Source organism: Pseudoxanthomonas japonensis (genome assembly GCF_043632995.1).
Lineage (GTDB): Bacteria > Pseudomonadota > Gammaproteobacteria > Xanthomonadales > Xanthomonadaceae > Pseudoxanthomonas_A > Pseudoxanthomonas_A japonensis.
On record NZ_CP171632.1, the window covers coordinates 2,130,969 to 2,143,140 of the forward strand.

16 protein-coding genes are annotated in these 12,172 nt (G+C 62.9%); 10 read left to right on the top strand and 6 right to left on the bottom strand.

The window, feature by feature from the left end; translation table 11 throughout:
• Positions 1-2: 2 nt before the first annotated feature.
• On the bottom strand, positions 3-293 hold the full coding sequence (locus tag ACGHX3_RS09690; protein WP_299347429.1) for a hypothetical protein: 291 nt from the start codon (positions 291-293) through the stop codon (positions 3-5).
• 146 nt (positions 294-439) lie between these two features.
• On the opposite strand from ACGHX3_RS09690, the gene ACGHX3_RS09695 reads away from it, so the two are divergent.
• Complete coding sequence (locus ACGHX3_RS09695; protein WP_312767334.1) at positions 440-1,975, top strand: GGDEF domain-containing protein; 1,536 nt, start codon at positions 440-442, stop codon at positions 1,973-1,975.
• Between the two features lie 6 nt (positions 1,976-1,981).
• Here ACGHX3_RS09695 and ACGHX3_RS09700 read toward each other — a convergent pair whose 3' ends face one another.
• Genes ACGHX3_RS09700 through ACGHX3_RS09710 form a run of 3 tightly spaced genes read right to left on the bottom strand, consistent with a single transcriptional unit; the run spans position 1,982 to position 4,122 of the window.
• The gene (locus ACGHX3_RS09700; protein ID WP_299347433.1) at positions 1,982-3,244 is read right to left on the bottom strand and encodes a Y-family DNA polymerase; all 1,263 of its coding nucleotides are present in this window, start codon (positions 3,242-3,244) and stop codon (positions 1,982-1,984) included.
• A 1-nt stretch (position 3,245) separates the two neighbouring features.
• Positions 3,246-3,653, bottom strand: a complete 408-nt coding sequence (locus tag ACGHX3_RS09705; RefSeq protein WP_299347435.1) for a hypothetical protein — start codon at positions 3,651-3,653, stop codon at positions 3,246-3,248.
• A 1-nt stretch (position 3,654) separates the two neighbouring features.
• Complete coding sequence (locus ACGHX3_RS09710) at positions 3,655-4,122, bottom strand: translesion error-prone DNA polymerase V autoproteolytic subunit (protein WP_312767328.1); 468 nt, start codon at positions 4,120-4,122, stop codon at positions 3,655-3,657.
• A gap of 263 nt (positions 4,123-4,385) precedes the next feature.
• On the opposite strand from ACGHX3_RS09710, the gene ACGHX3_RS09715 reads away from it, so the two are divergent.
• From ACGHX3_RS09715 to ligD, 9 genes are all read left to right on the top strand, one after another.
• Complete coding sequence (locus tag ACGHX3_RS09715) at positions 4,386-4,571, top strand: hypothetical protein (RefSeq protein WP_299347439.1); 186 nt, start codon at positions 4,386-4,388, stop codon at positions 4,569-4,571.
• 50 nt (positions 4,572-4,621) lie between these two features.
• On the top strand, positions 4,622-5,050 hold the full coding sequence (locus ACGHX3_RS09720; protein ID WP_312767324.1) for a hypothetical protein: 429 nt from the start codon (positions 4,622-4,624) through the stop codon (positions 5,048-5,050).
• A 39-nt stretch (positions 5,051-5,089) separates the two neighbouring features.
• Positions 5,090-5,695, top strand: a complete 606-nt coding sequence (locus ACGHX3_RS09725; protein ID WP_312767322.1) for a hypothetical protein — start codon at positions 5,090-5,092, stop codon at positions 5,693-5,695.
• On the top strand, positions 5,695-6,036 hold the full coding sequence (locus ACGHX3_RS09730) for an SOS response-associated peptidase family protein (protein WP_299347447.1): 342 nt from the start codon (positions 5,695-5,697) through the stop codon (positions 6,034-6,036). Before ACGHX3_RS09725 ends, ACGHX3_RS09730 begins: the two co-directional genes overlap by 1 nt.
• A 114-nt stretch (positions 6,037-6,150) precedes the next feature.
• The gene (locus tag ACGHX3_RS09735; RefSeq protein WP_299347449.1) at positions 6,151-6,498 is read left to right on the top strand and encodes a response regulator; all 348 of its coding nucleotides are present in this window, start codon (positions 6,151-6,153) and stop codon (positions 6,496-6,498) included.
• A gap of 7 nt (positions 6,499-6,505) precedes the next feature.
• Positions 6,506-6,859 carry a hypothetical protein gene (locus ACGHX3_RS09740; protein WP_312767316.1) on the top strand — a complete coding sequence of 118 codons (354 nt, stop codon included), beginning with the start codon at positions 6,506-6,508 and terminating at the stop codon, positions 6,857-6,859.
• Positions 6,860-6,937: 78 nt separating this feature from the next.
• Positions 6,938-7,864, top strand: a complete 927-nt coding sequence (locus ACGHX3_RS09745; RefSeq protein WP_299347453.1) for a Ku protein — start codon at positions 6,938-6,940, stop codon at positions 7,862-7,864.
• Positions 7,865-7,888: 24 nt separating this feature from the next.
• A complete protein-coding gene (locus tag ACGHX3_RS09750) occupies positions 7,889-8,065 on the top strand; it encodes a DUF3606 domain-containing protein (RefSeq protein WP_299347455.1) in 177 nt (58 codons plus the stop codon).
• 5 nt (positions 8,066-8,070) lie between these two features.
• Entirely contained in the window at positions 8,071-10,647 is a 2,577-nt protein-coding gene (gene ligD, locus ACGHX3_RS09755) for a DNA ligase D (protein ID WP_394694832.1), read from the top strand.
• An 18-nt stretch (positions 10,648-10,665) separates the two neighbouring features.
• On the opposite strand, the gene ACGHX3_RS09760 is transcribed toward ligD, so the two are convergent.
• Positions 10,666-11,019 carry a response regulator gene (locus ACGHX3_RS09760; RefSeq protein WP_249720559.1) on the bottom strand — a complete coding sequence of 118 codons (354 nt, stop codon included), beginning with the start codon at positions 11,017-11,019 and terminating at the stop codon, positions 10,666-10,668.
• Positions 11,016-12,164: a nitrogen regulation protein NR(II) gene (locus tag ACGHX3_RS09765; RefSeq protein WP_185896139.1), complete on the bottom strand. Its 1,149-nt coding sequence runs from the start codon at positions 12,162-12,164 to the stop codon at positions 11,016-11,018. Before ACGHX3_RS09765 ends, ACGHX3_RS09760 begins: the two co-directional genes overlap by 4 nt.
• Positions 12,165-12,172: the final 8 nt, after the last annotated feature.

Sequence of the window (12,172 nt, forward strand, 5' to 3'; positions counted from 1 at the left end):
GCTCAGCCCGTCTGCAGGTTGGCAGGCCTGTGCGCCGTCAGCCGCTGGGCGATAGCGCGCACCAGCGCGCCTTGACGACAGTGCGCCCATCGCATGACCCACGCCTTGCCATCCTCGGCCGAGGGCACGGCGATGCGAGAGGGCGGTTCCCCATCGTGCATCAGCGTTCGCACGACCCACGCATTGCCGGTGGCCTCAACCTGCGCCAGCGGAATCTCCTGCAGGCGCAAGACCAGCCGGTTGGCCTCCTCATGCCAGGAGAACTCGGGTGAGAGCGGTGTCTGGCTGGCCATGGAAACTCCTGCGACGCTGGGGCCGACGCTAGGTGCAGGGGCGTCAAATCCACGTCAATCACCTTTCGCATGGGGCCGGGAGGGCGGATCGGCAGACCGGTACAGGCCTTGCATTGGCTCCTTCTATCTCTCTTAATCTCGCCCCCGTGCGTTCTCAGATCCCTTCCACTGCTGGCTGGCTGGTGTTGCTGGGGATCGCCCTGCTGGCACATGCGCTATTGGCTGTGAGCTATCCACAGCAGGTGTGGGTGACTCCGTTAGGGGCTTGCCTGCCGTTGGGGGTGGTGCTGTCGTACTGCCTGGGACAGGCCAGACGCGCGAGCGGCGTGCTCCGGGTGCGCTGGGGGCTGCTGGCGGTGGGCACCGGGTTGTGGATGCTGGGGTGGGGCATGAGCGCCTACAGCCAGCTGACCGGGGCCGACACCTCCGTGGTGCTGCCCTACCTGATGGTGTTCGCGCTGCGCGCGATCCCCTGGTTGCTGGCCATCGTGTTGACGAGCAATCGCAAGATCCTGGCCCACACGCGCCGGTTCGATATCGCCCAGTCCGCCCTGCTGACTCTTGCGGTGTGCCTGCTCTACTTTCCGCAAATTGCCGGCGGCGCCACCTTCACGATCCCGCTAACCGGCGCGCACGCGTACACCTACCACGAGCTGGTGAACGTGATCATCGCCGCAGTGGCGGTGGCCTTCGTGCCGGTGCAGCCGACGATGAGCGAGCGGCATTTTGCGATCGGGCTGGCGGCCATGCTGGTCAGCTACGCCGTATCGGCCTTGGTGGTCAATCACCTGATCATCGGCGGGATCGCGCCGCCGCCAGGTTCGCCGTGGTTCCTGCTGATCGATGTGGCCGCCGCGGTCTTCATGGTGCACCAGATGGTGTTGGCGCAAGGCACACCCGCCTCGGACACGCTGCCGGTCAATGGGTTTCGAAGCATCGTGGTGCTGCTGGTGCCCGCCGTATCTCCCCTGGCCATCATCCTGATCAGCATTGCCTTGGCGGACTACCATGCGGTGCTGGCCGGCTCGATTGCCTGCGCGGCGCTGGGTCTGTATGTGGCCCGCTCCGTCCTGACCCAGCACGCCTTTCAACGCGCCAAGCGGGAACTGGAAGCGGCCCACGCGCACATGCGTTGGTTGGCCGGGCATGATCCGTTGACCGGCCTGCCGAACCGTCGCCAGCTGACCCAGGCCTTGAATACGCAGTGGGATGAGCACGTAAAAGCCGAAGCCCCGGTGAGCGTCATGTTCATCGACATCGATCACTTCAAGCTCTACAACGATACCTTTGGGCACGCGGCCGGTGATGAGTGCCTGTCCCGAGTGGCAGCGCTGCTTCAACAGGCCGTGGGCACGATGCCCAATGCCTTGGTGGCGCGCTACGGTGGGGAAGAGTTCGTGATCGTGCTGCCGCACACCTCGCTGGCCTTGGCCCACCGTCACGCAGAACACGTGCGCGAGGTGGTCAGGCACGCCGGTATCGCCCACATGGCCACGGCCAGTGGCAGGTTGAGCATCAGCATCGGTATCGCCTCGGCCTTTCCGGCCAGCGAAGATCCCTATCCGGCCGGGTTGCTGGAGAACGCGGACGCGGCGCTCTATGCGGCCAAGAAGCGGGGGCGGGATCAGGTCAATAGCCAGGGCTTGGACGGCCATCTGCTCCCGGCGGACCAATCCGTCTAAGCCAGCCTAGCGGGCTTTGACCAACTGATCCCAGCGGGTGGTGTAGGACGGCGACAGGCTTTTCTGGTTCATCGCCCACTGCGGTTTGGCGGCCCCCGTCTTGGCCTGCCGCCAGGCCGAGGAGGCCATCGATACCGCACCGCGCCCGAATTTGGCATTGGCTTGGTCCATCACCTGCATCAGCGCGTGGGAGCGCGGGTCGATGCCGGCAAACAGATCCGCCTGATGCACATCGCCGGCCGTCAGATCCAGCAACCCCACGCCGGCTTTCTTGTAGCGATACCCGGGTCGATACATCGCCTTGGTCAGCCCCTGGGCGATCAGCAGAACCTCCCGCGTATCGCACGTCGGTCCGATGAAGGTGAAGGCTTTGGAGGGGTGGTACTGGTCGGCACCGGCTTTGAAGGGGTTGGTGTTGACCCACACCCACACCCCACCGGCCTTCAGCGAGCGGGCGCGCAACTTTTCGCAGGCGCGCTGGGTAAAGGTTGAGACCGCCTGTTTCAGGTCTTCCACTGCGTTGACCTCACGACCAAACGAGCGGGAGACCACAATCTGCTGGCGATCCAGCTCAAGCTCCTCCAGCTCGCTGCACACCACGCCCTGCAGCTCCCGCTGCGTGCGCGCCAGTGTCACCCCATAGCGGGCTCGCAACGTATCAACATCCGCACGCGCCAGGTCGCCGGCCGTCAGGATGCCATTGGCGCCCAACTTGGCCGTAAGCTTGCGCCCCACACCCCACACGTCCTCAACCGGATACGCATCGAGCAACGCCGCACCTGGCAGTACCGTCACCACGCCATGGGCCGTCTTTTTGGCCAGTTTGTTGGCCAGCTTGGCCAGGGTCTTGGTCGGGCCGATGCCCACGCAGCATGGAATACCCACCCATTGCAGGATTTGCGCACGGGCTTGTTGGGCGAGGAGCTCCCGCTGCTCATCCGGCACACCGTCGAAGGTGATGAAGGACTCATCGATCGAATAGACCTCCACCCGCGGGAACCAGTGCCGAAGGACCGACACCACTCGGCCCGACAGATCGCCGTAGAGGGCGAAGTTGGCCGAAAAAATCTTCAGCTGGCGTCGAATGTGCGGCGCTACCTCGTGGATGGGTTGGCCCATCCGCACACCCAGGTCCTTGCATTCCTGGCTTCGTGCGATGGCGCAGCCATCGTTGTTGGACAAGATGCACACCGGCTGCTCGCGCAGGGCAGGGTTGAACACCCGCTCGCAGCTGGCATAAAAATTGTTGCCATCCACCAAGCCAAACATCTCACGCCTCGTTCGACAGGCTCACCGGCCCAGCCGACGTGGTCTCCACCTCTCGACGGCGAAGGAATGAGAGCACGCCCTCAAAGCGTTCCAGCTCACCCTCATCGGTACTGGCGCGCTGATAGAGAGCCTCATCGTCCAGTACATCGACCACGCTGGCGAGGGCGCCGCCGTCCTCACCCGAGATCAGGCGCGTTTCATAGATGCAGACATTTGAATCGATGCGCCAGCAGCGCAGCACGTCAGCTTCCAGCCCCAGCGCCCAGCGATCCTGCTCCTCGCGGGGAAAGACACCCTCGCGCAGGCGCATCATTTCCGCCTCGCTGAAGGTATGCGCACAGCGAATCGGCCAACGGGAACCGGACATCGCAGGCGCCAGAGGTGCTGTGCGGTCTTGCACGGCGGCCATGTCAGCGCCTGACCTGTTTTCGGAACGACCAGGTGACCACACCCCACACATCCAGTTCCACCTCCTCCGGCACGACGATGGGAGGCAGCAGGTGGGACGGATTGCCCGAGTGCAGCTCGTACCGGCCAGCCCGCAGTCGCAGCTGCTTCACCGTAAAGCCCCCCTCCCAGTTCACCATCACGATATCCCCGTGTTTGGCGTGCAGGGAGCGATCCACCACAAGGGTATCGCCGGGAAAGATGCCAAACTCGACCATCGAGGTGCCGGTGTCGGTCTCCACGAAAAACGTGGCCACCGGATTGCGCACAACGCGCTGATGGATATCCAGCACGTCTTGGCTGCCATAGAAATCTTCGGCCGGCGAGGGAAAGCCACAGGTGGCCCGCACCGGCAGCAAGGGCAGGTATATGGCGGGGGGATGGTGTGGGGCAGCGCCCAGGTATCCAGGAGGCAGCAGGGTGTCGAGCATGGCCAGAGTCTCTACAAGTCAGAATCACCCGGTGAGACAGCGCCGGGGGGACAGGCTAGAGCGGACCGCCGTGGTTGCCAATGAGCGCGAGCCGGCAGGACGCTAAGCGCTTGTCAGGCCGAGGATTGCAGCGCTTCGTGGAACCGCGACATGGGGCAAACGTTTGGTTCCACGCGCAGCCATGCCTCATGGCGCCCATCGTCTTCGCTGCGCATTGACGCGCGGCCAGTACGGTCCACCTCAACGTTCTGGACGTTCGGACCATGACCACGACCTTGCGCGAGCTGGATACAGCGTTGGATGAACTGGCCGGCAGCTTGCCCGCCCAACTGGCCGACTTGCGGCCGGACGAGCACGCCGATGCACTGGCCCCGGTCATGAGCGCCCTGCTGGCAGATACACCTGCGGCGCATTACGATCATATCTGTGGCCGGCTGCAGTGCATCTAGCGCGATGCTGGCTTAATTTCCGGTGGTGATGAACCTTGCCGTGAGAGCAGATGAGCCAGTCCCTCAACCTTGCGCACTACGCGGACCTGCTCAACCAGCTCAATGCCTGGGTCTGTACGTATCCGATGACCACCGCGTTCCGGGAGCGCACCACCTACCGTGAATTCGGTCAGCTCATCGCCGCCAAGCAAGCCGAGTTGGGGCTGACCCCTGAGATCTGGAGCACGCTCAGTCACGTCCATGGGGATGCGGACCTGGATAACGCGTGGCTGGAGTACGGCATGACCCTGGATAGCCGGGAGGTGATCTGCCCGAGCTACTTCCTGGACTTGCCGATGAACGCGTATTGGATGGCCGCCTACGATCCACTCATGAAAGCCGTGGACGATTTCATCGACACCCACTGTGCCGGGACCTCTATCAGCGATGAGGCGCTAGCCGAGGTGGTCCGTCAGCACATGCCCGTCGCCAGCGCCTGAAGGGGGAGTTGGATGTGCTATTCGGCTGAGGCGTGGACCTTGTACGACAAGTTCGTGGAGGAATTCGGGGCCGAGATCGATATTGGTGAATTCTGGAAGGTGTACCTCAAGCGTGATGAGGCCTATCGGGTGCGTACCCCGGCCAAGGGGTTGCCCAAGATTCCCAAGGGCATGGATGCCAATTTCCTCCCGCCACGCTCGGCGCAAGAGCGTCAGATCCAGGAGCTGATCTCGCAGTGGAACGGCCACAAGCTGGCGCAAAGCGAGGCGGAACTGACTATCCAGCAGGCCCGTCTGGAGGCAGCCGAGGCCAAGCTGCTCATCAGGCCGACCAAGGGCGCGCTGAACGAGCAGCGCATCGCAAGCAACAAGATCAGACAGCTGCTGCGCTGGATTGAAGATGCCAAGCGCACGCGCATTGAACCGGCTAGCGACAACCGGATCTATCCGGACTGGTACGTGCCCATCCTTATCTCGGAAGGCGGCAAGAAAGTGGTGCGCCCGATGCGCTACCACTGCCGTCCCGCCGGCATGAACCCTTCCATCGATTGGACCAAGGACGGGCGGGTATCCGGGACCTACAACGCCCGGCGCGACAAACTAACGCTGTTCTGGCGCAAGCAGTTGGTTACACCCACGGCCTGATGTTGGCCGAGACGTTCTATGAGAGCGTCGACGATGGCATGGGGGGATCCAAGGAGATCCGTTTCCGGCCGCGTACCGGCGAAACGATGTACATCGCCTGCCTGTATTCGCATTGGGTGGATCCGACCGGACAGGAGCCTGATCTGTGGTCCTGCGCGGCCATTACCGATGAGCCGGAACCTGAGGTCGCTGCCGCCGGCCACGACCGTACGATCATCAACATCAAGCCCGAGCACGTGGAGGCTTGGCTCAATCCAGATCCGAACCATCTGGATGCGTTGTTTGCCAACTTCGATGACAAGCGGCATCCGTACTACGAATTGATCCAGCAAGCGGCCTGACGGGCGCTCGGCAGAAGGGACGGTTGAGCAACGGTCCCAACGCAGGCGCCGGCGCTGGCCAGGCAGCTCACTCGTTCACGCTGACCTCGCGCGGGTATCCGCACATTGCGCGGCATGACAAGCCTGACCATTCTCTACGTAGACGATGATCATCAGCATCGAGACTTGGTGGCCCAGGCGCTGACCGGCGCAGGTCACGCGGTCACGCAGGCCGCCGATGCGGCTGCGGCGCTGGATCACCTGAACAAGTCGCCTTTCGATTGTGTGGTCACCGACTACAACATGCCAGGCGATACCGGGGCGGCGGTGGCGCGCCAGGCGCGCGTACTCAATCCTCGTGCAACGGTGTGCGTGGTGTCGGGCCATCCCAAGGAAGAGATGACGGATCTGCCCACCGGGACCCTGTTGATGACCAAGCCCTTTAGCGTGCCGTTGCTGCTGGACGTGCTCACCCCGCGGTAGGCCTGGGATGGAAGATCCTGCCAGCGCGGCAGATCAGCCTTCCGGGCCACTGTTTACCCCGGATGGGCGTTATCTGGTGGTGCGAGGACGGCTCTGGCGCACCAGCAATCCGCGTCTGTCCGAGTCCGAGCGCAGTGCGCTGGTCAAGGAGCTGATGGCGGCCCGAGGCGCGGTCAAGCGCGCCCTGGTCAGTGGTAACGCGCCTAACCTGAAGGCAGCCCGGCAGGCGGTGCACGTTGCGAAAACGGCGCTCGGCGAACGTGGACCGGTGTGGTGGGACGATGCCGCGCCGGACTACACCCGCACCTTGGCCAAGAACTCGCCCTACGCCCACTGGTACGCCGAGCAGGCTGGCGGCTAAGCCGACCGTGCACGGCCTATTCAACATCTGCTTCACACCTGCCGTCCTACAAGGGGCGCTCACGTTCTGGAGGCAGCCATGGCCCGTCCGATCTGGAGTGGATCCCTCTCCTTTGGCCTGTTGAACATCCCCGTGTCGTTGATGTCGGGCGAGCGGCGCACCGACCTGAGCTTCCGGATGCTCGACTCGCGCGACAAGAAGCCCATCCGCTTTGAGCGGGTCAATGCCGACACGGGCGAAGAAGTGCCGTGGAAGGACATCGTCAAAGCCTTCGAGTACGACAAGGGCAGCTATGTGGTGATCGAGAAAGAGGACATCGCCGCGGCGGCGCCCGAGTCCCACGAGTCGGTCGATGTGGAAACCTTTGTCGATGCGGCCAGCATCAACCTGCGCTACTTCGAAAAGCCCTATGTCCTCGTTCCGGGCAAGAAGGCAGAAAAGGGCTACGTCCTGCTGCGCGAGACGCTGAAGAGCTCGGGCAAGGTCGGCATTGCCAAGGTGGTCATCCGCACGCGTGAATACATGTGCGCGGTCATGCCCGATGGCCCGGCCCTGGTGCTGATCCTGTTGCGCTACCCGCAGGAGCTGGTCGATTTCGACGAGTACAAGCTGCCCGAAGGCAAGCCGGCGGATTACCGATTGGCGCCCAAGGAGTTGCAGATGGCTGAGCAGCTGATCGATTCGATGACTTCGGAGTGGAATCCGGCCGATTACCACGACGAATTTCGTGCACGGCTGTCGGACATCATCAAAAAGCGCATCAAGTCGGCCGGGGCCACGACCAAGTTCGAGGAGCCCGAGCCCCGCGAGGACGCGGCCACCAATGTGGTGGATTTCATGTCCTTGCTGCAGCAGAGCCTGCAGAGCAACAAGCGCACCCCGGCCAAGAAAGCGACCGCGGCCAAAAAAGCCCCCACGAGCAAGCAAGCACCGGCCAAGGCGGCCAAGGCCACCTCAGCACCCAAGAAGGCCGCCAAGAAAGCGGCCAGCCGCAAGGCGTCCTGATCACCCCAGCCCAGGAGCATCATGATGGCAGATGACAAGCGCAATACCGGTTCACCCGATCGCGATCGCATCAACCTGAGCGAAGACTACGAGGTGCAGTACTGGACCAAGGAGCTCGGAATCTCGGAAGCGCAACTACGCTCGGTCGTGGCAGCCGTGGGCAATACCGCCAAGGCCGTGCGCGCGCACTTGGGTAAGTAAGTGCCATGAGCCTGACCGACTACCGTCGCAAGCGCAGCTTCGACAAGACGCGCGAGCCGGAGCCGGGCAAGGCTGCGCCCAAGGGCAGACGACCGATCTTCGTGGTGCAACTTCACCACGCCAGCCGGCGGCACTACGATTTTCGCCTGCAGATCGGCGATGCGCTCAAGAGCTGGGCTGTGCCAAAAGGGCCCAGCTATGACCCCACGGTCAAGCGCATGGCGGTGGAGGTGGAAGACCATCCGCTGGATTACGCCTCCTTCGAAGGGGACATCCCCAAGGGGGAGTACGGCGGCGGCCATGTAGCGCAGTTCGATCATGGCGTCTGGAGTACCGACACCGATCCGGAAGCGCAATTGGTCAAAGGGCATCTGCGCTTTGAATTGTTCGGCACCAAGCTCAAGGGCGGCTGGCATCTGGTGCGCTCGGGCAAACCGGCCAAGCAGCCGCAGTGGCTGTTGTTCAAGGACAAGGATGCCTATGCCGGCACGCTGGAAGCCGATGACCTGCTGGCCGATGTGACGCAGGCCCCGGCAGCGGATCTGAAGCGGGCAGGCTCGGGCAAGACGGCCAAGAAAAAACTCACCGCGTTACCGGCGAAAAAGGCACCCGCCAATGCCTGGGCAAAGAAGGCCCTGAAACTGACAGGGGCCAAGAAAGCGGCTCCACCTTCAGGCCCCTTCGAGCCGCAGTTGGCCAAGCTGGGCGATGCTCCGCCTGAAGGCGAGCAGTGGATCCACGAGCTCAAATGGGACGGCTACCGCATCCTGGCCACCATTGCCAAGGGTAAGGTGGGCCTGTGGTCGCGCAACGCGTTGGAATGGACCGACAAGATTCCTGACATCCGCGATGCCATCGCGCAACTGGGGCTGACCTCCGGCGCACTGGATGGCGAGCTCATTGCCGGGTCCGGCACCAAGGAAGACTTCAACCTGTTGCAGTCCACGCTCTCGGGCGAGCGACAGGGCACGTTGGCCCTGGCCCTGTTCGATCTGTTACATGTGGATGGGGTGGATATCTCAGCGGCGCCGCTGATTGAGCGCAAGGCCTTGCTGCAGGCAATGCTGTCCGATCCACCGGCACACTTGGCCTTCTCCTCCCATATCGCCGGCGATGGCCACAGCGCCTACCAACTGGCGGGGCAGCGGCACTTTGAAGGCATCATCTCCAAGCGCGCCGACCGACCGTATCAGAGCGGGCGTAGCGAGGACTGGCGCAAGACCAAGCAGCTGGCCTCCGACGAGTTCGTCGTGGTCGGCTACACGGCCCCCAAAGGCAGTCGGACCGGGTTTGGCTCGCTGCTGTTAGCCAAGCCCGATCCCGAGCATGGTTGGCGCTACGTAGGGCGGGTAGGCACCGGCTTCAATGATGCGCTGATGCGCCAGGTCACCCAGCAGCTGGCCGGGGCAGGGGGCAAGAAGCCCACCGCCTATGTGGGCACCACCGACACCGACCTGCGAGCGGCTACCTGGTTTGCACCGCGGTTCGTGGTGGAGGTGTTCTTTCGGGGCATCGGACGTCAGCAGTTGCTGCGTCAACCCAGCCTCAAAGCCATTCGCACCGACAAGGACGTCGAGGACCTGACCAGGGGGGATCGCATCAAAGCCAATCCAAAGGCGCGAGCATCCTCGAAGGCCTCCGCCACGCGCGCCACGCAAGCCAAGACGGCGAAGAAGGCAGGCAAGAAGGCGGCACGAAAAGCGAGCGACACGGCGCTGCCCACGCTCTCCAGTCCCACCAAAGTGTTGTTCCCGGACTCGCGTATCACCAAGCAGCAGGTCTGGGATTACTACCTGGCCGTGGCCGACCACCTGCTACCTGAGATCGCGGGTCGTCCGCTATCCATCATTCGCTGCCCGGCGGGCATCGAGCGGCCGTGCTTTTTCCAGAAGCACCTGACCGCCGGCCTTGAGCGCGTGGAGACGGTCAAGCTCAAGGAGGAGTCTGGCAACAATGCCGACTATCTGGTGGTGGAGGACCTGCCGGGGCTCATGGAGTTGGTCCAATTCAATGCGCTGGAGTTCCATCCCTGGGGCTCGCACGCCGATGCACCTGATCGCGCCGATCGGGTGGTGTTCGATCTGGATCCGGGGCCGGGCGTCCCATTTACCGAGATCAAGCAGGCAGCCGTGGATATCCGCAAGTTGCTGGCCCAGCTGGAGCTGGAGTCGTTCCTGCGGGTCTCCGGCGGTAAGGGCTTGCACGTAGTGGTACCGCTCAATCCCGGCTGCGATTGGTCCTTGACCAAGCGCTTTGCCCACGGCTTTGCCGATGCGCTAGCGCGCTCAGAACCGGACCGCTTCGTGGCCACGGCCACGAAAGTCAAACGAACCAAAAAGATCTTCGTGGATTACCTGCGCAATGGGCGAGGGGCCACGGCCGTGGCCTCCTATTCGATGCGTGCCCGTGCCGGGGCGCCGGTGGCGATGCCCGTGGCATGGAGCGATCTGTCCAAACTGACCAAGGCCAATGCGTTCACGATCGATGAGGTGCCGGCGAAGTTGAAACGACGCCGCAAGGATCCCTGGGAAGGGATCGGAGCTATCAAGCAAAATCTGGCGCGATGGGCCGACGAGGACTGAGGCAGGTTCCCAGAGGCGTCAGCCTTCTTCCAGGGCCAGCAGCAGTTGCTTGATGCGATAGGGTTTGCTCAGGAACACCACACCCTCCGGTAAGGGGGGCAGCTGACCGCGCTGGTAACCCGATACCAGCACCACGCGTGAGTGCGGTGAGCGTTCCAGTGCCTTGGTTGCCACCTCCAGACCGGTGACCTCCCCGGGCATACGTACATCGGTCACGACATGGGAGTACGCCGTGTCCCCCTCGAGCATGGACAGCGCGCTGGCACCATCGGTGGCCAGACTGACCTGATAGCCGTGGCTCTGAAGGGCATCCTGCATGATGACGCGAAGATCGTCCTCATCTTCTACAAACAAGAGGGACATCTCGCTCATGTAAACGCTCCGGGTAGGGGGAAATGAAGGGTAACGGTGGTGCCGGCGCCAAGGCCGCTTTCCAGCTCGGCAAATCCGCCAGATTGGGCGGCAAAGCCATGGACCTGGCTCAAACCCAGTCCGCTGCCACGTCCGATTGGCTTGGTCGTGAAGAACGGGTCGAACACCTGGGCCTGCTGCTCGGCCGAAATGCCGACACCGGTATCTTTGACGGCCACGCAGACGTACTCACGTTGACGGTGCTCAGGATCGGCCGGATTGGCTTTGACGCAGTGAAAGCTGGTCAGGTAGAGAGCGCCACCGGATGGCATGGCATCGCGCGCATTACTGACCAGATTGAGAAGGCTGGCTTCAAACTGTCCACGATCGACATCGATCATGGGCAGGTCCGGTGCCAGATCGAAAAAAACCGACACGGCCGAACCCGCGCAGCGGCGATACAGGTCCTTGCCGCTTTCGATCAGGCGATTTAGGTCAACACGCTCTGGCACCAAATTCTGGCCGCGGCCAAAGGTCAGCAGCTGGCGCGAGAGTAGGATGCCGCGCTCGGAAGCGCGCAAGGCGGTAAGGACCATCTCAGAGACTTTCTCGTTCTGGGCCCGCGTATCGATCACGTCCAGGCTGTTGATGATGATGGTCAGCAGGTTATTGAAATCGTGGGCAAGACCCAGGGTGAGCTTGCCGACGGCCTCCATTTTCTGGGATTGCAGTAAGTCCTGACGCGCTTTCTCAAGGCGTTGCTCGGCCAGATACCGCTCGGTGATATCGCGGGTGACCTTTGCAAAGCCCACCAGCTCACCGGCATCCCAGATGGGATCGATCACCACACTGGCCCGGAACCGGGAGCCATCCTTGCGCAGGCGCCAGCCCTCGCCGGCGAAGCGACCCTCACGCTCGGCGATATGCAGGTTCTTCATCGGGATGCCCTGAGCGACATCCTCAGGCAGGTAGAAGGCTGAGTAGTGCGTGCCTTCGATCTCCTCCTGCCGGTAGCCCTTGATGCGTTCTCCGCCGGCGTTCCACGAACGGACATAGCCCTCTGCATCAAGCATGTAGATGGCATAGTCGGTGACCGAGTTGAGCAGCAGTTCGAATTGCCGCAAGCGGTCGGTTAGGTCAACGCGTTCTGGGTGGCGTGCTTGCATGCCGGATC